The organism is Neotabrizicola paludis (assembly GCF_044142105.1).
In the GTDB taxonomy this organism is placed as follows: domain Bacteria; phylum Pseudomonadota; class Alphaproteobacteria; order Rhodobacterales; family Rhodobacteraceae; genus Pseudogemmobacter.
In genome coordinates this window covers 631,786-653,696 of sequence record NZ_JBGTYM010000001.1, presented here as the reverse complement: position 1 = coordinate 653,696, position 21,911 = coordinate 631,786, and the positions used below count along the sequence as shown (strand labels likewise).

At 64.5% G+C, this 21,911-nt stretch carries 17 protein-coding genes; 8 read left to right on the top strand and 9 right to left on the bottom strand.

The genetic code is table 11. From position 1 onward, the window contains the following. Positions 1 to 137 precede the first annotated feature (137 nt). Together ACED67_RS03065 and ACED67_RS03060 are read left to right on the top strand one after the other, a co-directional pair. Positions 138 to 1,958, top strand: a complete 1,821-nt coding sequence (locus ACED67_RS03065; RefSeq protein ID WP_395540057.1) for an extracellular solute-binding protein — start codon at positions 138 to 140, stop codon at positions 1,956 to 1,958. Positions 1,959 to 1,992: 34 nt separating this feature from the next. After that, positions 1,993 to 2,112 (top strand): entericidin, encoded by a 120-nt coding sequence (locus ACED67_RS03060; protein ID WP_395540056.1) that lies wholly within the window; start codon positions 1,993 to 1,995, stop codon positions 2,110 to 2,112. On the opposite strand, the gene ACED67_RS03055 is transcribed toward ACED67_RS03060, so the two are convergent. Both ACED67_RS03055 and ACED67_RS03050 read right to left on the bottom strand, forming a co-directional pair. Next, positions 2,105 to 3,532 carry a protein kinase domain-containing protein gene (locus ACED67_RS03055; protein ID WP_395540055.1) on the bottom strand — a complete coding sequence of 476 codons (1,428 nt, stop codon included), beginning with the start codon at positions 3,530 to 3,532 and terminating at the stop codon, positions 2,105 to 2,107. The two genes, ACED67_RS03060 and ACED67_RS03055, sit on opposite strands and share 8 nt — an antisense overlap. A gap of 4 nt (positions 3,533 to 3,536) precedes the next feature. Beyond that, positions 3,537 to 4,277, bottom strand: a complete 741-nt coding sequence (locus ACED67_RS03050) for a metallophosphoesterase family protein (RefSeq protein ID WP_395540054.1) — start codon at positions 4,275 to 4,277, stop codon at positions 3,537 to 3,539. Positions 4,278 to 4,331: 54 nt separating this feature from the next. Between ACED67_RS03050 and ACED67_RS03045 the strand changes: the two genes are divergently transcribed. The 3 genes from ACED67_RS03045 to ACED67_RS03035 are packed head-to-tail and all read left to right on the top strand — an operon-like array spanning position 4,332 to position 7,735. Further along, positions 4,332 to 5,864, top strand: coding sequence for a class I adenylate-forming enzyme family protein (locus tag ACED67_RS03045; protein ID WP_395540053.1), 1,533 nt, complete (start codon positions 4,332 to 4,334; stop codon positions 5,862 to 5,864). A 15-nt stretch (positions 5,865 to 5,879) separates the two neighbouring features. Then, entirely contained in the window at positions 5,880 to 6,509 is a 630-nt protein-coding gene (locus tag ACED67_RS03040) for a DsbA family oxidoreductase (protein ID WP_395540052.1), read from the top strand. Next, entirely contained in the window at positions 6,506 to 7,735 is a 1,230-nt protein-coding gene (locus ACED67_RS03035; protein WP_395540051.1) for a multidrug effflux MFS transporter, read from the top strand. The genes ACED67_RS03040 and ACED67_RS03035 overlap by 4 nt, the downstream gene beginning before the upstream one ends. On the opposite strand, the gene mfd is transcribed toward ACED67_RS03035, so the two are convergent. Both mfd and ACED67_RS03025 read right to left on the bottom strand, forming a co-directional pair. Then, on the bottom strand, positions 7,732 to 11,169 hold the full coding sequence (gene mfd, locus ACED67_RS03030) for a transcription-repair coupling factor (RefSeq protein WP_395540050.1): 3,438 nt from the start codon (positions 11,167 to 11,169) through the stop codon (positions 7,732 to 7,734). The genes ACED67_RS03035 and mfd overlap by 4 nt on opposite strands. A 3-nt stretch (positions 11,170 to 11,172) precedes the next feature. Beyond that, entirely contained in the window at positions 11,173 to 11,697 is a 525-nt protein-coding gene (locus ACED67_RS03025; protein WP_395540049.1) for a component of SufBCD complex, read from the bottom strand. Between the two features lie 119 nt (positions 11,698 to 11,816). Here ACED67_RS03025 and hemB point away from each other — a divergent pair, with 119 nt between their 5' ends. Together hemB and ACED67_RS03015 are read left to right on the top strand one after the other, a co-directional pair. Further along, positions 11,817 to 12,818, top strand: a complete 1,002-nt coding sequence (hemB, locus tag ACED67_RS03020) for a porphobilinogen synthase (protein ID WP_395540048.1) — start codon at positions 11,817 to 11,819, stop codon at positions 12,816 to 12,818. A 163-nt stretch (positions 12,819 to 12,981) separates the two neighbouring features. Then, the gene (locus ACED67_RS03015) at positions 12,982 to 13,539 is read left to right on the top strand and encodes a lipid-binding SYLF domain-containing protein (protein ID WP_395540047.1); all 558 of its coding nucleotides are present in this window, start codon (positions 12,982 to 12,984) and stop codon (positions 13,537 to 13,539) included. A gap of 62 nt (positions 13,540 to 13,601) precedes the next feature. Here the strand turns inward: ACED67_RS03015 and ACED67_RS03010 are convergent, their stop codons facing one another. Further along, positions 13,602 to 14,465, bottom strand: a complete 864-nt coding sequence (locus ACED67_RS03010) for an NAD(P)-dependent oxidoreductase (RefSeq protein ID WP_395540046.1) — start codon at positions 14,463 to 14,465, stop codon at positions 13,602 to 13,604. Positions 14,466 to 14,543: 78 nt separating this feature from the next. Here ACED67_RS03010 and ACED67_RS03005 point away from each other — a divergent pair, with 78 nt between their 5' ends. After that, the gene (locus tag ACED67_RS03005) at positions 14,544 to 17,015 is read left to right on the top strand and encodes a penicillin acylase family protein (RefSeq protein WP_395540045.1); all 2,472 of its coding nucleotides are present in this window, start codon (positions 14,544 to 14,546) and stop codon (positions 17,013 to 17,015) included. 118 nt (positions 17,016 to 17,133) lie between these two features. On the opposite strand, the gene hflX is transcribed toward ACED67_RS03005, so the two are convergent. The 4 genes from hflX to trkA all read right to left on the bottom strand — a co-directional run bounded on the left by hflX (position 17,134) and on the right by trkA (position 21,851). Then, complete coding sequence (hflX, locus tag ACED67_RS03000; RefSeq protein WP_395540463.1) at positions 17,134 to 18,480, bottom strand: GTPase HflX; 1,347 nt, start codon at positions 18,478 to 18,480, stop codon at positions 17,134 to 17,136. Between the two features lie 8 nt (positions 18,481 to 18,488). Further along, positions 18,489 to 18,722 (bottom strand): RNA chaperone Hfq, encoded by a 234-nt coding sequence (hfq, locus tag ACED67_RS02995; protein ID WP_023664101.1) that lies wholly within the window; start codon positions 18,720 to 18,722, stop codon positions 18,489 to 18,491. Positions 18,723 to 18,918: 196 nt separating this feature from the next. Continuing rightward, complete coding sequence (locus ACED67_RS02990; RefSeq protein WP_395540044.1) at positions 18,919 to 20,460, bottom strand: potassium transporter TrkG; 1,542 nt, start codon at positions 20,458 to 20,460, stop codon at positions 18,919 to 18,921. Between the two features lie 14 nt (positions 20,461 to 20,474). After that, complete coding sequence (trkA, locus tag ACED67_RS02985) at positions 20,475 to 21,851, bottom strand: Trk system potassium transporter TrkA (protein ID WP_395540043.1); 1,377 nt, start codon at positions 21,849 to 21,851, stop codon at positions 20,475 to 20,477. Between the last annotated feature and the right edge of the window lie 60 nt (positions 21,852 to 21,911).

Below are 21,911 nucleotides of genomic sequence, written 5' to 3'. Positions count from 1 at the left end.
CAGGCAAGAAACCTATCGAGCAGTAAGTTCTATATAATCCGCTCTCCGCCGATGGCCAAGCTAAAAGTTTGAAATGGCTGGATGCCGCGCATAGGCTGGCCCCTGCAAGGACAGGCCGACAGGAGATCGTTTCCAAAATGTTGCGCAACTTTTTCGCGGGGCTGAACGCCATATTGGCCGCCATGGCCCTGACCGTCGCCGGTCAGCCTGCCGCCAGCGAACCCTCCTACGGCATAGCTATGTATGGCGACCCGATCCTCCCCCCGGATTTTGTGTCCCTGCCCCAGGCCAATCCTGATGCGCCCAAAGGCGGCGGCGTCATCTTCTCGATGTCGGGCTCGTTTGACTCGCTCAATCCCTTCATCACAAACGGCACGCCCGCCGAAGGCGTCTCGGCCCTGACCTTCGAAACGCTAATGGCCCGCAGCTATGACGAGCCCTTCTCGCTCTACGGTCTGCTGGCCGAATCGGTCGAGACCGACGATGCCCGAACCTACGTGGAGTTTACCCTCCGTGAAGGCGCGCGATTCTCGGATGGTTCCCCGGTCACGGTCGAGGATGTACTCTGGTCCTTCGAGACGCTGGGCACGATCGGCAACCCGCGCTACCTCTCGGCCTGGAAGAAGGTTGCAAAGGCCGAAGCCACCGGACCGCGCTCTGTCCGTTTCACCTTCAACACCGAAGACCGCGAACTGCCGCTCATTCTCGGGCTTCGCCCGGTGCTGAAAAAGGCCGATTTCGACGGTCGCGATTTTGAGGCCTCGTCGCTTGACGTGCTGACCGGCTCGGGACCCTATGTTGTCGACAAGGTCGATCCCGGCGCCTCGATCACCTTCCGCCGCAATGCCGACTGGTGGGGCAAGGATCTGCCGGTGAATATCGGCCAGTGGAACTTCGACACGATCCGCTACGATTATTTTGCCAATACTGTCGCAATCTTCGAGGCGGTCCGCGCGGGCGAGATCACCGCCTATCGCGAGGATAACCTGGCCAGATGGGCCAGCCGCTACGACTTTCCGGCCGTCCAGAAGGGCGACATGATCAAGCTCGAGGTGCCGCATAAGCGCCCCTCGGGCATCATTGGTCTGGTGATGAACACGCGCAAACCGATCTTCGCTGATTGGCGCGTGCGTGAGGCGATGATCCAGGCCTTCAATTTTCCCTATATCAACCAGACGATCACCGGAGGCGCCGCCCCGCGCATCACGTCCTATTTCGCCAACAGCCCCTTTGCCATGATCCCCGGCCAGCCGGCGGAGGGCAAAGCGGCCGCGCTGCTTGCACCCTTCGCCGACAAGCTGATCCCCGGCACGCTGGAAGGATATAGCCTTCCCGAAGGCGACAAGGGCACCGCGAACCGCAAGGGGTTGCGAGCGGCGCTGAAGCTTCTGGAAGAGGCGGGCTGGGTGGTCGGCGCTGACGGCGTGTTGCGCAATGGCGCGGGCGAGCCGTTCAAATTCACCATCCTTCTGACCGTCGGCCAGGACGAGGTCGCCGCCATATCGGCGATCTATGTCGAGGCGCTGAAGTCGCTGGGCATCGACGCCAAGGTCGAGATGCTTGATTCCGCGCAGATGAAGGCCCGGACCGATGCTTTCGACTTCGAGATGACCTATATGCTGCGCACCCTGTCGCTGTCGCCCGGCAACGAGCAATCCCTCTACTGGGGTGCCGCGGCTGCTGACACCGAAGGGTCGCGCAACTGGATGGGCGTCAAGGATCCGGCGGTGGATGCGATGATCGCCGCCATGCTGGCTGCCCGCGATCCGGCGGATGTGACGGCGGCGGTGCAGGCGCTGGACCGGGTGCTGACGGCGGGGCGCTATGTCGTGCCTTTCTGGTATGCCGACCGCAATCTCATCCTGCATCGGCGGGAATTGAAACACCCCGATTACGTGCCGCTTTACGGCGACTGGGCCGTGTCCTATCTTCCTGCCCTGTGGTGGTACGAAGAATGACCCCCAGATCGACGCAGAAACGACAGGCAAGACCATGAAGAAACTGGCAGTTCTCCTTGCGGTGTTTGCCGCGCTTTCGGCTTGCAACACGGTTGCCGGTGTCGGCGACGACGTTGCAGGTGGCGCGCGCACGGTTCAGGGCTGGCTCAACTAACCCGGGCCCCCGCCTCCTCCTCGCCGCGGCTTTCGGGGCGGCGGATCACCGTGACCGAGCAATGCGCTTCGGCAACCACCTGGGCCGAGACCGAGCCCAGATAGCGCCGCGTCGTCGAATGACCGCGCGCGCCCATTACGATATGGTCGACATGGTTCGCTGCGGCGTGGTCGATGATCACCTGTCCCGGATCCGACCCTTCGAGGACGGTGAAGGTCAACCGCTCTTCGGGCAGGTCTATGCCCTCGCCCCAATGGCGCAACGCCACAAGCCGCGCCACATGCAGATGGGTCCCGGAAGCATCGGTCATCTGGTCAATGCCGATCCGCGCGGTCTTGATCACGTTCACGCAGGCGATGCGGGCATCCGGCTCGGTCACCAGCATGCGCCGCACCTGCGCGCGGAGCTGATCGGCAAGCTTTTCGCCCTCGGGGGAAAGGTCGACCGCGACGACGATGATCGGAACGCTGGGGCGCGGTTCGCGCAAGGTCTCGGGCAGGGTGAATTTCTTCAGCCGCCGCACCACGCGCCAGCGATCAAACACCGTCAGAAGACTGTCGCGTTTCAGCTTGCGGGCGCGATCGGTCAGCTTCACCTGCCCCGGATTTGCCAGGTCGAAGGCCATTTGCGCCGCAGTCTGGGTGCGCCGCAGGGGATCGACTTCCAGCGCCTTCAGGATGATCTCCTGCAGCCATTCCGGCAGCTCCGGCCGCAGCGCGCGCGGCGGCACCGGATCGCGCCACAACCGACGCCGGACCCCGCTCAGCTTTTCCGGCTTTCCAAAGGGATAGGCGCCAGTGGCCAGCACATAGGTCATGGCGCCAAGCGCGAAGATATCGCTGCGCGGATCGTCGCGGCAGCGCAGATACTGCTCGGGTGCGATGAAGGGATAGGACCCCATCGGAATCTGGAATTCCTCGGCCAGAAGGTCCGGCAACAGCTCATGCCGCGACAGGCCGTAATCGACCAGCACCATCTCGCCGCTGGGCCTTTGCAGGAAATTCTCGGGCTTCAGGTCTAGATGGATCACCTGCTGGCGGTGCAGATCCGCCACTGCCTGCACCATGCGGGCCATGATCTCGATCAGGTCCGAAAGGGGCAGCGGCGCCCGGGCAAAGGTCTTGAGGAAGGAGTCGCCATCGATCCGCTCGGCCACAATATATGGCATCGCATCGAAATCGCCGATCCCCATGACGCGCGGCACATGCGGCCCGGACAGGCGCGGCATGATCATCTGTTCGACCTCGAACCCGACGATGGTCGGTCCATCATCGCCATCCAGGATCGTCGGCACTTTCATCACCATGGGTATCGCGATCTCGGGATGGGTCACGTCCCAGATTGTCGCGAAACCGCCCTTGTGAAGCTGTGCGCCCAGGGTGAAGCCGTCGATCACCAATCCCTCATGCGGTCGCAGCATCGGCCTATTCTCCTGCCATCAGGCGTTGCGCCAAATCCGGTGGCAGACCCGCCGCCCGGATCTTCTCAGCCGTGCGCATGACATCATAGGCAACGCGGCGGAAGGTCAGCTCGTCCGTGTCGAGATCAAGGATCGCATAACCCGCCTGCGCGTGACCGTCGCGCGGCTGGCCGACCGCGCCGATCACCGCCAACCATCGGCGCGAGCGGATCAGCGGCACAGGCAGGCCGCTGCGGAAGCTCTGCGCCCGCACCTGTCCGCTGCGATCGCAGGACACCAGGAGCGGCACATGGACGTGGCCGCACAGCAGGATTCGTGCCGTGCTGGCCCGGAACGACGGCACCGCCCTGATATCGTTCCGGATGTAGTTCCAATCTCCGGGCGCATCCGCGCTGGCATGGACATACTGAACCTCGCCCTCTGCCACCGTCAGTGGCAGGCGGCCGAGAAAGGCCTTCGCGCCCGCATCCAGTTGCCCGAGCGTCCAGTCCATTGCTTTGCGGGCGTTCTGCGACATGCTTTCTTCGGCGCCCGCGGCGGCATTGTCATGATTGCCGCGCAGGCAGACTGCGCCCGTCTTCATCAGGCTTTGCACCCGCTGCACACACCAGACCGGGTCTGGGCCATAGCCGACCACATCGCCCAGGATCGCGATCCGCCCGATGTCGCGGTCTTCCAGATCGGCGAGCACCGCTTCGAAGGCCTCGCGATTGGCATGTATGTCGGTCAGAACGGCAATCCGCATCCGGCCCCTCCCCAAGCGTCGCGCCCATGTTAGGCAATGGTGCACGGCTGCACCATGCGGCAGATCAAGTCGTGCCGCGCGCTTGTGCGATGGGCGGGCCGCGCCTATTCCGGCTGCATGGCTCTGGATCTTACGCGCTTCAACCTTGCTGCCCATGTCCTGGCCGCCGGTCAGGCCACACCTGACAAAGTGGCCCTGGCCGTTCTGACCCTGACGGGCGCCGAACGCTGGAGCTATGCCCGCCTGACCCGCGCCGTTCTGGGCGCCGGGGGCTGGCTTCTGGCGCAGGGCGCGCGCCCCGGGGATCGCGTGCTGCTGCGCCTTGGCAACACGCCAGCCTATCCCATCGCCTATCTTGGCGCGATGGCGGCGGGGCTGGTTCCGGTCGCGACCTCGCCGTTGTTGACCGTGCCCGAGATCACCCGAATGGCGGGCGCCATACGGCCCCGTGTTGTCCTCTCGGGGCCCGGTATCGCCCTGCCGCCCGGCCCGGACCTTGCCGCGGATCTGGTTGCCTGGGAAGCGCATGCGCCCTGTGACTGGCATCTGGGCGATGCGCATCGCGAAGGCTATGTCGTCTTCACTTCGGGCACCTCTGGCACGCCCCTTGCGGTGCGCCATGCCCACCGCGCCATTCTGGCGCGCGCTATGATGCATCGGGGCTGGGAAGGTCTGACCGTGCAGGACCGGCTCCTGCATTCGGGCGCGTTCAACTGGACCTATACGATGGGGACCGGTCTGCTGGATCCCTGGACTCTCGGCGCGACCGCTCTGATCCCGTCGCCCTCGGTGCAGACCGACCACCTTCCGCTGGTCCTGCGCCGCCATGACGCGACGATATTCGCCACGGTTCCCACGCTTCTGCGCCGCCTGCTGCGCGGCGAGCTGCCGGCCTTGCCCCGCCTGCGCCATGTGCTATCGGCCGGAGAGGCCCTGCCCGCCAGTCTGCGCGCCGAATGGCGGGCCCGGACCGGGACCGAGGTGCATGAGGCGCTGGGGATGAGCGAGATTTCCACCTTCATCTCGTCTTGCCCCGACCATACCGCCCCCGATGGAGCGACCGGGTATCCGCAGCCGGGCCGTCGCATCGCCGTGCTTGGCCCGGATCTGAAGCCCCTGCCCCCGGGCGAGCCGGGCCAGCTTGCCGTTGCCACCTCCGATCCCGGCCTGATGCTGTCCTATGAGGGCCAGCCCGCGCCGCAAGGCGCCTGGTTCCCCACCGGGGACCTGGTTCATCAGGATCATGCCGGCGCGATCCATTATCATGGCCGCGTCGACGAAATGATGAATCCGGGTGGCGTCCGCGTCTCGCCGCGCGAGGTGGAGCAGGCCTTGCAGGACCTGCCCGGCGTTATCGATCTGGCGGTGGCCGAGGTCGAGCCCGCGCCCGGAACCCGCATCATCGCGTGTTTCTATGCAGGCGGGACTCTGCCGGAAAGCACAGCCCAGGCCTTTGCGGCCGAACGGCTGGCGCGCTACAAATGCCCGCGCGCCTTCCTGCATGTGCCCGAGATTCCCCGTGGCCCGACCGGCAAGGTGAACCGCCGCGCGCTCGCGGCCCTCTACCAGACCCGAACCGATCCATAGAAAGCGACAAGGCCGATGATCCGGCTTGATATCTTTTCCGACCCTGTCTGCCCCTGGTGTTTCGTGGGCAAGGCGAACCTTGACCGCGCCCTGGCGGACCACCCCGACCATCCTTTCGCGATCCAGTGGCATCCGTTCCAGTTGAACCCGGATATGCCGGCTGAAGGTGTCGACAAGCGCGCCTATCTGGAAAGCAAGTTCGGTGGCAAGGCGCAGGTCGATGCGGTGCATGAACGGCTGCGCGAGGTCGCGCGCAAGGCAGGCGCCGCGCTGGACCCCGACAAGCCGCGCCGGATACCGAACACGCTCAATGCGCATCGCCTCATCCATTGGGCGGGAGTCGAGGGCCGTCAGAACGAGGTCGTAGCCGCCCTTTTCAGCGCTTACTGGACCGAGGGCCGCGATATCGGTGACCGCGCTGTCCTGTCGGCCATCGCCGCCGAATGCGGCATGGACAGCGAGACCACCGCCCGCCTTCTGGCCAGCGACGCCGATGCCAGTGACATCCAGGCTCGCGATGCGGATGCCCGCCACAAGGGCGTCAGCGCTGTGCCGACCTTTCTCATCGCCCAAAAGTACGTTGTCTCCGGGGCGCAGCCGCCCGAGCTGTGGGGCGATGTGATCAAGGACCTTTCTGCAAGATGACCGCCCCTGCCGACATGCTTTATCCTGCGGCCAAGCCGCCTTTGTCGCGTGGCGAATTCATCGCGCTGGTCGCGATGCTCTTTGCCACCATCGCGATCTCGCTCGACGCGATGCTGCCCGCCCTGCCCCAGATTGAGGCGACGCTGACCCCTGACGCGCCGAACCGGGCGCAGTTGATCATCGCGACGTTCATCCTTGGCATGGGGCTCGGTACGCTGGTGACCGGGCCGCTGTCGGATGCCTTCGGCCGCAAGCCGGTGATCATGGTCGGCGCCGCAATCTACTGCGCCTCGGCTGTCGCCTGCTATTTTGCGGGAACGCTGGACATGCTGCTTCTGGCGCGCTTCTTTCAGGGCATCGGCGCCGCCGCGCCCCGCACCGTTTCACTGGCGATGGTCCGCGATCTTTACAGTGGAAGGCAGATGGCGAGCATCATGTCCTATGCGATGATGGTGTTCATGCTGGTGCCGGCACTGGCGCCGATGCTGGGCCAAGCGGTGATCTATGTCGCCTCCTGGCATGACATCTTCCTGATGTATGTGGTCTTCTCGCTGGTCACCATGGTCTGGCTTGGCTTGCGCCAGCCCGAGACCATCCATCCCGAGGATCGCAAGCCCCTGTCCTTCGCGGGCCTCGTCGTCGCTGGCAAGGTCATGCTGAACACGCCGATCGCGCTTTACTCTATCCTCGTCCAGGCGCTGCTGACTGCAGTGATCTTCTCGACCATTTCGTCGATCCAGGGGATTTTCGACAAATTCTTCGACCAGGGCAGCTATTTTCCCTACTGGTTTGGCGGCATCGCGCTTCTGTCCGGCTTCGCCTCGTTCTTGAATGCCAAGCTTGTGGTCAAGGTTGGCATGTTGCGGATGATCCAGACCGCTTTGGCGGTCGAGCTGCTCTTGACCCTTGTCTTTCTGGTGGTTCTTGTCATGAACCCGGCAGGTTGGACCTTCCTCTTCGTCTCCTACCTGATCTGGCAGGTTTCGGTCTTCTCGACCATGAGCCTGACCATGGGCAACCTGAACGCCATCGCGATGGAACCTCTGGGCCATATCGCGGGCTTTGCCTCGTCGATCATCGCCTCGGTGGCGACGGTGCTGTCGATCGTGATCACCGTGCCGGTGGGACAGGCCTTCGATGGCACGCCATTGCCGCTGGTCATCGGCGTGACAGTGTTTTTCGCTTTGGCGCTGATCTTGACGCCAAAGTTGAAGAAACGCGCCTAAAGCTTTGCTGCGCGGGCCTGTTCGGCCAGATCGCGCGCGATGGCGAAGGCCCCCTTGATGCGGTCGGACTCTGACCGCATCTCTCCCTGCAGCACGATTTTTGTACCCTGCACCTTGGCTGCGCCGCCCTGATCCTTAAGGAAGGCGACAAGCCCGGCCGGATTGGCAAACTTGTCATTGTGGAACTGGATCGTCGCGCCTTTCGGCCCGGCGTCCAGCCGCGAGATTCCCGCGCGCTTGCACATCGCCTTGATCCGCACGATCAGGAGAAGCGTGTTCACCTCTTTCGGAAGCTGACCGAACCGGTCGATCAACTCGGCGGCAAAGCCTTCCAGTTCGACCTTGGTGGTCAGGCCCGACAGGCGACGATAGAGACCCAGGCGTATGTCAAGATCGGTGACATAATCCTCGGGGATCATCACCGGCACGCCAAGGTTAAGCTGCGGGCTCCAATCGTCGGAAATCGTTGAAAGACCCTGCAACTCGCCCGACCGGATCTTCTGGATCGTCTCTTCCAGCATGTGCTGGTACAGCTCATAGCCGACTTCGCGGATATGGCCGGACTGTTCTTCGCCCAGAAGATTACCTGCACCGCGCAAGTCAAGGTCGTGGCTCGCCAAATTGAAACCCGCGCCCAGGCTGTCCAGACTGCCCAGAAGTTTCAGCCGTTTCGAAGCCTGCGGTGTCAGCGGCATCCGCGGCTTGGTGGTCAGGTAACAATACGCCCGAGTCTTGGACCGGCCCACACGCCCCCGTATCTGGTAAAGCTGCGACAGGCCGAACATGTCGGCGCGATGGATGACCATGGTATTGGCGGTCGGGATGTCCAGACCGGATTCCACGATGGTCGTGGCCAGCAGCACGTCATATTGCCCGTCATAGAAGGCGTTCATCCGGTCGTCGAGATCGCCCGCCGCCAATTGGCCATGCGCAATCAGATAGCGTACTTCCGGGACATGGGTCTTGAGGAATTCCTCGACCTGGGGCAGGTCCGAGATCCTTGGCACGACATAGAAGCTCTGCCCGCCGCGATAATGCTCGCGCAGCAGGGCCTCGCGGATTGTGACCGTATCGAATTCAGACACATAGGTGCGGATCGCCAGCCGGTCGACCGGTGGCGTCGCGATGATCGACAGGTCGCGCACGCCGGTCAGCGACAGTTGCAAAGTGCGCGGAATCGGCGTCGCGGTTAGGGTCAGAACATGGACTTCGGACCGCATCTCCTTGAGGCGTTCCTTATGCGCCACGCCGAAATGCTGCTCTTCGTCGATGACCAGCAGGCCCAGCCGCTTGAAGCTGATCCCCTTGGCCAGAAGCGCATGTGTGCCAACGACGATATCCACCTCGCCATCGGCCAGGCCCTTGCGGGTCTCGGCCGCCTCTTTCGCACCGACAAAGCGCGAAAGCGTGCGCACCCGTATGGGAAAGCCGCGGAAGCGATCGGCAAAGCTACGGAAATGCTGGCGGGCGAGCAGCGTGGTCGGGCAGACCACCGCGACCTGCATCCCGGCCATAGCCGCGACAAAGGCCGCGCGCATCGCAACTTCGGTCTTGCCGAAGCCGACATCGCCGACGACCAGCCGGTCCATCGGCGAGCCCTTTTCCAGATCGGCCACCACATCGGCGATTGCGGCCAGCTGGTCATCGGTCTCAGCATAGGGGAAGCGCGCCGCGAAGGCCTCCCAGGCCGAATGCGGCGCGTCCAGCACTGGGGCCGCGCGCAGGGACCGTTCGGCGGCAACCCGCATCAGCCGCTCGGCAATCTCGCGGATGCGCTCCTTGAGCTTGGCCTTCTTGGCCTGCCACGCCCCGCCGCCCAGCCGGTCCAGCAGACCGTCTTCATGACCGTACCGGCTGAGCAGCTCGATATTCTCGACCGGAAGATATAGTTTTGCGCCTTCGGCATATTCCAGCATGACGCAGGCATGGGGTGCACCGAGCGCGGTGATTGTCTCGATCCCGAGGTAGCGCCCGACGCCATGTTCGACATGCACGACCAGATCGCCCGGAGACAGCGTGTCAACTTCTCGCAGGAAGTTATCGGCTTTCCTGCGTTTTCTGGGTTTCGCCACCAGGCGGTCACCCAGAACGTCCTGTTCTGAAACCACCGCCAGCCCGGGCGCGGTGAATCCCGCCTCCAAGGCCCAGACCAGCAGATACAGCCCGCCTTTGCCCGGCGGCACGCCGCGCAAATCGGCGATGTCTTCCGAGGCCATGCCTTGATCGGTCAACAGCCCCTTCAGCCGCTCGCGTGCGCCATCGGACCAAGAGGCAATGACCACCTGCGCGTCCTTGCGCAGAACACGAACATGCTCTGCCAAAGATGCAAATAGGCTGATCTTTTCCTGCTGGCGCTCGGGCGAGAAATTGCGTCCGACGCGCCCGCCCGCATCCAGAACGCCCGGCCCGGGCGGTTGCGGCAAAGGCGAAAGCTGCACTTGCCGATGCGGCGCTACCGCCGCTTCCCAGCCGCTTTCGTCCAGATACAGCAGCCCGACCGGCACCGGCTTGTAGACCGTGTCCAGCCGGGCCCGATCATTCATCGCCTCGAAGCGCGCGGCATAGGCATCTTCGACGACGTCCCAACGCGCGCCGCGCATGGCGGGAACCTGATCGTCCAGCATCACCGCCGCTTCGGGCAGATAGTCGAAAAGGGTTTCAAGCCGCTCGTGGAAGAAGGGCAGCCAATGTTCCATACCCTGATGCTTGCGCCCGGCGCTGACTGCTTCGTACAGAGGATCACCCGAACCGCCCGCACCGAACTCCACCCGATAATTCTGCCGGAAGCGGGCAATCGCGGCGTCGTCCAGCACCACTTCGGACACTGGGGCAAACTCGACATGGCTCAGCTTCTCGATGGTGCGCTGCGTCTCGGCATCGAAGCGCCGCGCGCCATCCAGCTGGTCGCCGAAGAAATCCAGCCGCACCGGGCCGCCCGGCCCCGGCGGGTATATGTCAACGATACCGCCCCGTATGGCAAAATCGCCGGGCTCGGCCACCGTCGATGCGGGGGTGAAGCCCATCCGTCCCAGAAAGGCACGCAGGCGCGCCTCATCCACCCGCGCGCCCACTTTCGCGCGGAACGAGGCTTCGCGCACCACCGACCGCGCCGGGATGCGCTGTGTCACCGCATTCAGCGTCGTCAGGACGACAAAGGCGCCGGGCAATCCTTCGGCCAAAGCGGCCAGCGTCGCCATACGGCGCGCGGCGATTTCAGGATTGGGCGAGATGCGGTCGTAGGGCAGGCAATCCCAGGCCGGAAATTCCAGCACCGCGACATTGGGCGCCACCACGGCCAGCGCCGCCCGCATGGCCTCGGCCCGCTTGTCGTCGCGTGCGACATGCAGGACCGGATGGCCACGCCCAAGTTCCTTCACAAGAAGGAAGGCGTCATGGCCCTCGGGGGCGCCACCGAGAAGAATACGCTCCGCCATGGGCTAGTTCAGGATCGACATGTTGAGGTTCTGGTACATGCCCCACAGCGAGGTGACAAAAATCGACACCATGCCCACGGCCTGCACCAGACGGCGATGGATCATCAGCCGCCGGTAAAGTGCGGGGTTGCGATCCTCGCCGCTTTCGATCTTTGCCGCCGTAAAGACCGACAGCCAGCCGACAATGATCATCGGCGCGACCAGAAAGAACACGGCCTGCGCGAATTCAATACCATACCAGAAGCCCATCAGGACCAGCATGGTCAGCAGAAAGCCGGCAAAGGCGAAGAGCGGCACGGCGGCGGTGCGGGCAATGCCCAGAATCCGGCGCATATTCACCTGAACGAGCGTTTCGACATCGCTTTCCGCTTGGCCGCCTTGGCGCCGCGCCCGATGGATCAGGTCATTCGGGACACCCAGGACCCAATGGCTGGCCGAAGACCACAGCACCGCCAGCGCGATCCAGTACCACAGGTTCGAGAACGACCGCAGGTCGATCACATCCAGAACGAGATCGTAGATGTCCACGCTTGCCTGCTCTCCTGCCGCTGCGCTGTCTTGCCGCTTGAGCCGCGCGTCTTTCCATGGCAGGCAAGCGCGCGACCCGCAAGCCCCCGCTTGGGCAAGGCGCGAAGATGGAGTGCGACATGATCCCCACACAGGCCCCCTTTCCCGCCCTTCGCTTTCGCAGGTTGCGCGCCACTGCGGCCCTGCGTGCCCTCGCCCAGGAGAATGTGCTCGGCTGCGGCGACCTGATCTGGCCGCTCTTCGTTCGCGACGGTCGGAGCATCCGCGAGCCTGTCGCCTCGATGCCCGGGGTCGAGCGTCTTTCCATTGACAATATTGTGAAGGTCGCCGAAGAGGCCGCCAGCCTGGGCATCCCGGCGATCTGCCTCTTTCCCTATACCGACCCCGCGCTGAAGACCGAGGCCTGCGAAGAGGCCTGGAACCCGGAAAACCTGGCCAACCGCGCCATTCGGGCAATCAAGGCGGCGGTGCCCGAGCTTGCGGTCATGACTGATATCGCGCTCGACCCGTACAATGCCAACGGCCATGACGGGCTGGTCCGCGATGGCGTGATCCTGAATGACGAAACCATCGAAGCCTTGGTTCGCATGGCGCTGGCCCAGGCCGAGGCCGGGGCCGATATCCTGGGGCCATCGGATATGATGGATGGCCGGATCGGCGCGCTGCGCGGGGCGCTGGAGGCCGCCGGTCACAAGAATGTGGCGATCCTGTCCTATGCGGCCAAATATGCCAGCGCCTTCTATGGTCCGTTCCGCGACGCGGTGGGCGCCTCGGGCGCGCTCAAGGGTGACAAGAAGACCTATCAGATGAATCCGGGCAATTCGGACGAAGCGCTGCGTCTGGTGGCGCGCGACCTGTCGGAGGGGGCGGACATGGTCATGGTCAAGCCGGGGATGCCCTATTTGGACATCTGTCGAAGGGTCAAGGATGCCTTCGGCGCGCCGACCTATGCCTATCAGGTCTCGGGCGAATACGCGATGATCCGCGGCGCCGCGGATCGCGGCTGGGTCGATGGCGACAAGGTCATGATGGAAAGCCTTCTCGCGTTCAAGCGCGCCGGCTGCGACGGGATCCTGACCTATTTCGCACCCCAGGCCGCGCGAATTCTGCGCGCGCAATAGGGACGATACGCCCGCGAATGGTTCTGTCCCTTCGCAGGCGTATAGGGTGCGGAATCCTGCCAAGTTGCGCCAAGAGGCATGACAAGCTGGCGGAAACCCGCTAGATTTGGGGCCAATGGGTGAAAGACCCCCTAGAGGGGCGGTTGGGCAGAGGAGCGGGCAGATGGACAGGATCACGCGCAGGGGCCTTTTGGCCGGGGCGGGCGCCACGGTTTTGGTGACGGCGGGCTGCGGCAATGGCATCGGTTCGAACGGGGCGGCGCAGATCGACGCCCGGGTCGATGCGACGCAGAACTACCTGTTCAGCCGCTATCCGGGCACGCAGGAGCTGGCCTCGCGCGCTTCCGGCATCCTGTACATGCCGCTGATCACCGAAGCCGGGTTCTTCTATGGCGGCGCCTATGGGCGCGGCGCGCTGCGCATCCAGGGCGCGACGGTGGATTACTACTCGTCGACCAAGGCTTCGTTCGGGCTGCAGATCGGCGCGCAGCAATATGCCCATGCGCTGTTCTTCATGACCCCGGAGGCCTTGGCCGAGTTTCGCCGGTCGCAGGGCTGGGCCGCGGCGGCCGATCTGCGCTATGCGACGCCCGAGGAAGGCGCCACCATCGGCAAGGCCACGACCGAGATCGACCCGGTCATCGCCTTTGTCTTTGGCCAGCAGGGCCTGATCGCCGGGGCGACGCTGGCCGGGGTGAAATACACCCGCATCATCCCGTGAAATGCTTCGCGCGGAACCTTGGGTTCCGCGCGTAATCACTTGAAATTTCGGGAAATACCGGCTTACTTCAGGCGGCGGATCAGGCTCGAGGTGTCATTGCGCCCGCCGCCCATCAACTGCACATCCTTGTAGAACTGGTCCACCAGCGCCGTCACCGGCAGCCGCGCGCCGATCTCTTCCGCCGTGTCAAGGCAGATGCCCAGATCCTTGCGCATCCAGTCCACGGCAAAACCGAAATCGAACTCATCCTTCAGCATGGTCTTGTGCCGGTTGACCATCTGCCAGCTTCCCGCCGCGCCCTGGCTGATCACCTCGACCAGGGCCTCGCCGTCGAGCCCCGCCTTCTGGGCGAAGGCCAGCGCCTCGCTCAGACCCTGCAGCAGCCCGGCAATGCATATCTGGTTGCACATCTTGGCCATTTGCCCTGCGCCCACATCGCCCAGGCGGCGGCATATCCGGGCATAGGCGGCCAGCACCGGTTCGGCAGCGGCATAATCCGCCTCGGCACCGCCGCACATGATCGACAAGACACCATTCTCGGCCCCGGCCTGCCCACCAGAGACCGGCGCATCCACATATCCTATGCCGGATTTCGCCGCAATTTCTGCCAGTTCCCGCGTAACCTTCGCAGAAACCGTCGTGTGGTCGACAAAGATCGCGCCCTTGGCCATGCCGGCAAAGGCGCCGTCCGGCCCAAGGCAAACCTGACGGAGATCGTCGTCATTGCCGACGCAAGCCATGACGAAATCCGCGCCCGTCGCAGCTTGCCGGGCCGTCGCCGCCTCGGTCCCCGCATGCCTGGCGACCCAGTCCGCACGCTTCTGCGCCGAGCGGTTCCATACCGTCACATCCTGGCCCTTGGCCGCCAGATGCCCCGCCATCGGAAATCCCATGACGCCCAGACCCAGAAATGCCACCTTGACCATGTGCCGCTCCGTTGAATTGCCCTTTGTGCCGGGATCGCATAGGAACCACCTCGACTGCAAGCTCAGGCCGGACCCGTCATGTTCACCGTCTTCCGTTGGCTCATCCGCATCATTACCGGGGTTTTCGTCCTGGCTGTTGCGGGGCTTCTGATCGGCTATTGGTTCGTCTCGCGCTCGCTGGTCGATTATAACGAGAACTTCACGCTCTCGGGCATCTCGGCTCCGGTCGAGATCGTACGGAACAACGATGCCGTGCCGCATATCTTCGGCAAGACCGATGCCGATGTCTATTTCGCGCTGGGTTTCGTCCATGCCCAGGACCGGCTTTGGCAGATGACCATGCTGCGCCGCACGGCGCAGGGGCGGTTGTCAGAGCTGTTCGGCCCTGCCACGCTGCAAGTGGACGAGCTGATCCGTCGGCTTGACCTTTACGGGCTCGCGCTTGACTCGGTGAAGGCGCAGGATGCCGAGACCATGGCGGCACTGAACGCCTATTCCGCCGGGGTGAATGCCTGGATCGAGCAGGTCAATGCCGGGGCGCGGGGCCGGGGCGCGCCCGAGTTCTTCCTGTTCGAACCCGAGATCGCCGCCTGGGCGCCCGCGGATTCCATCGCCATCATCAAATTGATGTCGCTGCAACTGTCCTCGCATGTGCAGGACGAGGTGCTGCGCGCGCGCCTGTCGCTGCTCTTGTCGCCGGAACGTCTTGCCGATGTCCTGCCCGACGATCCCGGTCAGGCCATCGCCGCCCTGCCCGATTACGCCGCCCTGGTGCCCGGCGTCGCGCCGGACGCGCGGCCGGTCGATTTCGCGCTTGGGCCGTTTTCGCCCGTCGCGCCGCCCGGCATGGCCGGGGCCTCGAATGCCTGGGCGGCCGCGCCCACCCGGTCGGCTGCGGGCGGCGCGCTTCTGGCAGGCGACCCGCACCTCGGCTTTACCGCGCCGTCGATCTGGTATCTCGCGCGGCTGGAGCTGACCACGGGCGGGGTCATCGGCGGCACGATCCCGGGCATTCCTGCCGTCATGGTCGGACGCAGCGAGAAGATGGGCTGGGCACTGACCACCGCCTATCTCGACGACCAGGATCTGGTGATCGAGAAGCTCAACCCCGACAATCCGTCGCAATATGCCCTGCCCGATGGCACATGGGCGAATTTCGAAAGCCGCCAGACTATTGTCACCGTCAAGGACGAGGCGCCGGTCACGCTGACCCTGCGCTGGTCGAAGAACGGACCCATCCTCTCGCCGAAGCTGTACGATGTCGGGACGATCACGCCCCCGGGCCATGTCGCGGCCCTGTCCTGGACAGCGTTGTCCGACCGCGACACCACGATGACCGCCGCCATCCATCTGATGAAATCGCAGAGCGTGGCCCAGGCGATCGAGGCCGGCCGCCTGCATGTGGCGCCCGCGCAGAACCTGATGTTGGCCGGGCCAGACGGCATCGCCATGCAGGTCATCGGCCAGATGCCGATCCGGGACGAAGCGCATCCGTCGCAGGGCCGCCTGCCCTCGCCCGGCTGGAATCCGGCGGTGGGATTCAAGGGCATGTATGACTATTCCGAGAATCCCAGCTTCGTGAATCCTCCCACCGGCCTTCTGGGCAATACCAACAACAAGACGGTCGATCGGCCCTTCCCGCACCATGTCTCGTTCACCTGGGGTGACACGATGCGGATCCAACGCTGGCTGACGCTGATGAAATCGCGCGAGGTCCATACCCGCGAGAGTTTTATCGAGGCACAGACCGACACGGTAAACCCGACGGCGCGGCTTTTGCTGCCGCTGATTGGCTCGGATCTGTGGTTCACCGGCGAGGCAGCCCCCGAGGGTACGCCCGACGCCTTTCGTCAGCGCGCGCTGAAACTGCTCGCCGAATGGAACGGCGAGATGAACGAGCATATGCCCGAGCCTCTGATCGCCGAGGCCTGGCTGCGCAGCTTGCAGGACCGGCTGATCCGCGACGAGTTGGGGCCGATGGCCGATACCTTCACCCATCCCGACCCGGTCTTCCTGGAGCGCGTCTTCCGCAACACCGGAGGCGCGGGCGTCTGGTGCGATGTGATCCAGTCGGCCACGGTCGAGACCTGCACCGACATCGCCCGCATCGCGCTGGACGAGGCGCTTCTGCGCTTGTCGGAAACCTATGGGCCGAACATCGAAAGCTGGCGCTGGGGCGATGCGCATCAGGCCGCACAGGACCACCCGGTTCTGGGCAAGATCCCCTTCCTGCGCTACTTCGTGAACATCCGCCAATCGACCAGCGGCGGCGATGACACGCTATTGCGCGGCCGCACGGCGGGCGAGGGCGACAACCCCTATCTCAACGTGCATGGCGCGGGCTATCGCGGCGTCTATGATTTTGCCGATCCCGATTCCTCGGTCTTCATCATCTCGACCGGCGAATCCGGCCATCCGCTGTCGCGCCATTACGACGATCTGGGAGAGCTGTGGCGCCGTTCGGAATATATCCCGATGTCGCTCGATCCCGCCCTTGCCCGCGGTGCTGCGGTCGGGATCATGCGGCTCACTCCGTCGACGTCGAACTAGGCGGGCATCGTCCGCACGATCCAAAGCGCGGAGCAGACTAAAAGACGAAGTGCTGCATGTGTCCCAAGGCTGCGCGCGACTTGGCCTGGCAGGCGAGACTTGCGATCCGGTTAAGCGCTCAAAACCGCTGGAACCGCTCGGCCTGCCGCGCCGTCCAGCGCAGTTGCAGCCGCCAGCCCGCCTCTCCGGTCTCTTCGGCCACCACTACGCCCTGCTCGTGCAACCAGGCGCGCTTGCGGCCATCCTGAAAGCCCAATTCGATCACCTCGTCGCGGCGTTCCTCGTCCAGAAGATCCGCGATCCGCGCGAGCAGCGCAGGCAGGCCTTCGCCGGTCAGGGCGGAAACCGGCATCACTTCGGGCCGCTGCGCGGCCTGAACCAGCAGCGCCTCGCGCCCCACCGCATCCATCAGATCCAGCTTGTTCCAGACCTCGATCTGCGGCGTCGCGGCAGAAACCCCCAGGCTTGTCAGGATTTCGGCCACATCGGCCGCCTGTTCGGCGGTTTCGGGATGGCTGATGTCGCGGACATGGCAGATCAGATCGGCGGACAGAACCTCTTCCAGCGTGGCGCGGAAGGCGGCGACTAGCTGGGTCGGCAGGCCCGAGATGAAGCCCACCGTGTCCGAGAGGATCACCTTTCGCCCGGTTCCGCCATGTTCCGAAGGCAGCTCGACCCCGCGCATGGTCGGATCGAGCGTGGCGAAGAGCATGTCCTTGGCCAGAACCTCGGCCCCAGTGATACGGTTGAAAAGCGTCGATTTGCCCGCATTGGTATAGCCGACCAGGGCCACGATCGGAAACGGCACCTTCGCCCGCGCCGCCCGCTGCAATTCGCGTGACCTGACTACACGTTCCAGCCGTCTCTTAAGGCGGATGACCTGATCGTCGATGGCGCGGCGGTCGGCCTCGATCTGGGTCTCGCCCGGGCCGCCGACAAAGCCGAAGCCGCCGCGCTGGCGTTCCAGGTGGGTCCAGGCGCGCACGAGGCGCGAGCGCTGATAGCTCAGCGCTGCCAACTCCACCTGCAAGACACCTTCCTTGGTACGGGCGCGGTCTGCGAAGATCTCAAGGATCAGGCTGGTGCGGTCCAGAAGCTTGACGCCCCATTCCTTTTCCAGATTGCGCTGCTGCACCGGGCTGACCTGCCCGTCCACCAGCACCAGTTCGACCTCGTCAGCCTTGATGCGTGCCGCCAGCTCCTCGACCTTGCCCGAGCCGAACAGCATCCCCGGATGCACCCGCGGCAGTCGGACAACCTCGGCCCACAGAACCTCAAGCCCCGGCAAGGCATCGGCCAGCGATACGGCTTCGGCCAGCCCGTGTTCGGGCAGGCGGCGGGTCTGCCGGGCGCGGGTATCGGGATGCAGGACGATGGCACGCGTCGGCTTTGGCGCCGTGACCTGCCAGCGACCGTCCTCGTGCGGGAACGGCAGGTCCTCGTCGCCTTCCGCGTCGTCAGGCAGATCGGAAATCAGTCTTCGCCTTCATAGAGGTTGATCGGGGCGCCGGGCATGATGGTCGAGATGGCATGCTTGTAGACCAGCTGCGACTGGCCATCGCGGCGCAGTAGCACGCAAAAATTGTCGAACCAGGTGATAACACCCTGAAGCTTGACACCGTTGATCAGGAAGATGGTCACCGGAACCTTGGCTTTGCGGACGTGGTTCAGAAACGCGTCCTGGAGGTTTTGCTTGTCGCCAGCCATTGTTGTTTTGCCTTGCGCTTAGCCGCGTTGACCGCGGCCTGTCATTGATCGGATCGTGGTCGTCTTCGGATGGTGAACGGTCGTACTGTCCCTGCGCTGCTTTTCGCCGCGACAGCGCAATATTATTCGGGATTCGCGCAGTTACCAGACCAAAAGAGCAACAGAGGTGCAGAGCGTCTTGCCTGCTGTGTCGCTTCTATCTCCGCCAGCCCCCCGGTGCGAGAAGCGCGATCAGTGCCAGCGTCTCCAGCCGCCCCAGGATCATCGCCGCGCCAAGGATGAACTTCACCGGATCGGTCAGCCCGGCATACAGGATCGGGTCCAGAGAGGCCACGCCGGCCAGGGGCCCCGTCGTGGTCAGCGCGGCGATTCCCAGGACCAGAGCGGTTTCGAAAGCCAGCCCGGCCACCGTCAGTGCCGCCATCACCAGGGCGATGGAAATCGCGAAAAGCATGAAGAAGACCCAGGCTTGATAGGCGCCCTCATGGCGCAGGCGCCGCTCTTCGGCGCCGCGGCCGCCGACCGAGCTGGGGTGGATGATCCGTTCCAGCTCGCGCTGGCCATGGCGGAACAGGGCATAGACCCGCAACAGCTTGACGCCGCCCGCCGTTGTCGCCACGCCGCCGCCCACGATGGCCAGCGCTAGCAGAACCAGCCCGGGCGCACCCAGGCCCGACCAGTCGCGCGCCGAAGACCAATAGGCGCTTTCATATCCCGTCGTGGTCAGGAAGGACAAAGAGGTGAACATCGCGCCCCAGAAGGCCCTGAAGAAGCCGCGGAGGCTGGCAAGCTCGGTTCCGTCGGCGTCCGACAGGGCATGGCGCAGCAAGAGGACCACCACGACCAGCGTCACCAGCACCAGCGCCAGGCGCAATTCCGGGTCTTGCCAGATCTTTTGCCGGCTTTCATGCGGCCCGCGCACGGGCATGGTCCGGCGTGTGACGCCAAAGATCAGGAAGACGAAAAGAAGCAGCTCGCCCGTCCAACCCGAACCGGTCACGGACAGACCGACGCCGGCGGTGATCCCGCTGGTCGAGATCGTGCCCATGGCATGGGTCAGGGCCAGAAGCCCGTCTTCGCCGGCAATCAGCAGACCGAGCCACAGCAGCAGTGTCAGCCCCGCATAGACCGGCAGGATCGTTCCGGTATGCCGCGCCAGCCGCTGCGCCGGATCTGCCAGACGCGTGATCTGCACAGCGCCCTCGCCCCGGCCTGGCACGCGGCCCGAAATCACCTCGGCCCCGCCCAGATTCAACGGCCCCAGAACTGCATAGGCGCAAAGCAGGATGAAGAAGCCGCCGAACCAGCCGCACAGCGCCCGCCAGAGATGGATCGAGGGCGACAGCCGCCCCGGCTCATAGAGGCTGGCGCCGGTGGTGGTGAAGCAGGACAGCATCTCGAACCAGGCATTCGATAGGCTGGTGTCGCGGATCGCGAGCACCATGGGCAGCGCCATGGCCAGGGGCAGGACAAGATAGGCCCCGACGAGCGCCGCAAGCTGGCCCTGCGCGCCATAGCGGGGCCGGGTGTGGCGCGTGGCTATGGCCAGCATGATCGCAAGGGTCGTGAGGACAAGGCCGGAATAGAAGAAACTCTGTGCGACCCGATGATGGCCCAGGATCACGGCATGACCGGCGGGCAGCCAGCAGGCCAGACCGACAGTGCCCAGCAGCACAACCAGCAGCGGAAACTCTGCCAGCCGTCCGAATCCCGCAGATGCCACGCCCGGCTGCGCCATTCGCCGCCCGCCCCCTAGAAGAAGTCGATCGAGACTTGAAGCAGGCGCTCGACCTCGGGCACATCCTTGGTCATCGCGAACATCGCGACCACATCGCCCGCCTCGATGCGCAGATCGCCCATGGGTTTCATTACCCGCTCGCCCTTCATCACCGCGCCGACCAGCACGCCTTCGGGAAATTCGATGTCACGGATCAGCCGCCCGGCGATGGGCGAGGTCGACATGACCTGCGCCTCGATCATCTCGGCCTCGGCATCGCCGATCGAATAGACGCCGCGCACCCGGCCATGGCGGATATGGCGCAGGATCGACGAGACGGTGGTGGCGCGCGGATTGATATAGGCGTCGATATCCAGGGGCGCCATCAGTGGCGCCAGCGTCGGATCGTTGACCAGAGTGATCGCCATCTGGCAGCCCGCCTGTTTGGCGCGGACCGAGACGAGAAGGTTGGTCTTGTCGTCATCGGTCACGGCCAGGATGGCGTCGGCCCGGTCGACGGCGGCTTCCAGCAGAAGTTCCATATCCATGCCATCGCCGTTCAGCACGATGGTCCGCTCCAGCCCATCCGCCGCGCGTTCGGCGGTTTCGCGGTCCTTCTCGATCACCTTGGCGCGGATGCGGTCAGTGCGCGCCTCAAGCGCGCGGGCAACGCCCAGTCCGACATTGCCGCCACCGACAATCACGACGCGTTCCTGCTTTTTGTTCTTCTTGCCAAAGATTTCCAGGCAACGGTTCACGTCTTCCGAATGGGTGAAGACGTAGATATCATCCTCTTCGAGCAACTGGTCATTCGCTTCCGGCGCGATCAGCCGCCCGCCGCGCCGCATGCCCACGACGATGGCCCGCAACGTCGGAAACAGGTCGTTCAGCTGGCGCAGCGGCGTGTTCAGGACCGGGCAATCCGCCTCGAGATGCAGGCCCAGAAGCTGCGCCCGCCCGCCCATGAAGACCTCGGTGTCGAAGGTCGAGGGTGCGGCAAGCCGCTGCAGCGCCGCCTCGGCCACTTCGCGTTCGGGGCTGATCACCACATCGATGGCCAGCCGGTCGAGATTGTAGAGGTCGGAATAGGCGGTCTCGAGATAGCTTTGGTTGCGGATGCGCGCGATCTTGCGGGTGACGTTGAAGGCGGCCTGGGCTATCTGGCAGCAGACCATGTTCACTTCGTCGGAATGGGTGGCGGCGATGATCATGTCGGCATCGCGCGCACCTGCGCGCTCCAGCACGTCGGGATGGCTGGCGAAGCCCACAACCCCCTGCACATCCAGCGTTTCCGTGGCCCGGCGAACAAGGTCGCTGTTCACATCGACCACGGTCACGTCATTGCGTTCGCCCGAAAGGTGGCGGGCGATCTGCCAGCCCACCTGCCCCGCGCCGCAGATGATGACTTTCATGGCTGACCTTCCCTCGCGGCGTTACCGTTGCGCCTGTTTCGCAGATCGCCCGCCCGGGGT

Bases quoted from the DNA above. Each gene is read 5' to 3' on its own strand.
- ACED67_RS03065 (WP_395540057.1), top strand. From the start codon at position 138: ATGTTGCGCAACTTTTTCGCGGGGCTGAACGCCATATTGGCCGCCATG.
- ACED67_RS03060 (WP_395540056.1), top strand. From the start codon at position 1,993: ATGAAGAAACTGGCAGTTCTCCTTGCGGTGTTTGCCGCGCTTTCGGCT.
- ACED67_RS03055 (WP_395540055.1), bottom strand. From the start codon at position 3,532: ATGCTGCGACCGCATGAGGGATTGGTGATCGACGGCTTCACCCTGGGC.
- ACED67_RS03050 (WP_395540054.1), bottom strand. From the start codon at position 4,277: ATGCGGATTGCCGTTCTGACCGACATACATGCCAATCGCGAGGCCTTC.
- ACED67_RS03045 (WP_395540053.1), top strand. From the start codon at position 4,332: ATGCGGCAGATCAAGTCGTGCCGCGCGCTTGTGCGATGGGCGGGCCGC.
- ACED67_RS03040 (WP_395540052.1), top strand. From the start codon at position 5,880: ATGATCCGGCTTGATATCTTTTCCGACCCTGTCTGCCCCTGGTGTTTC.
- ACED67_RS03035 (WP_395540051.1), top strand. From the start codon at position 6,506: ATGACCGCCCCTGCCGACATGCTTTATCCTGCGGCCAAGCCGCCTTTG.
- mfd (WP_395540050.1), bottom strand. From the start codon at position 11,169: ATGGCGGAGCGTATTCTTCTCGGTGGCGCCCCCGAGGGCCATGACGCC.
- hemB (WP_395540048.1), top strand. From the start codon at position 11,817: ATGATCCCCACACAGGCCCCCTTTCCCGCCCTTCGCTTTCGCAGGTTG.
- ACED67_RS03015 (WP_395540047.1), top strand. From the start codon at position 12,982: ATGGACAGGATCACGCGCAGGGGCCTTTTGGCCGGGGCGGGCGCCACG.
- ACED67_RS03010 (WP_395540046.1), bottom strand. From the start codon at position 14,465: ATGGTCAAGGTGGCATTTCTGGGTCTGGGCGTCATGGGATTTCCGATG.
- ACED67_RS03005 (WP_395540045.1), top strand. From the start codon at position 14,544: ATGTTCACCGTCTTCCGTTGGCTCATCCGCATCATTACCGGGGTTTTC.
- hfq (WP_023664101.1), bottom strand. From the start codon at position 18,722: ATGGCTGGCGACAAGCAAAACCTCCAGGACGCGTTTCTGAACCACGTC.
- ACED67_RS02990 (WP_395540044.1), bottom strand. From the start codon at position 20,460: ATGGCGCAGCCGGGCGTGGCATCTGCGGGATTCGGACGGCTGGCAGAG.
- trkA (WP_395540043.1), bottom strand. From the start codon at position 21,851: ATGAAAGTCATCATCTGCGGCGCGGGGCAGGTGGGCTGGCAGATCGCC.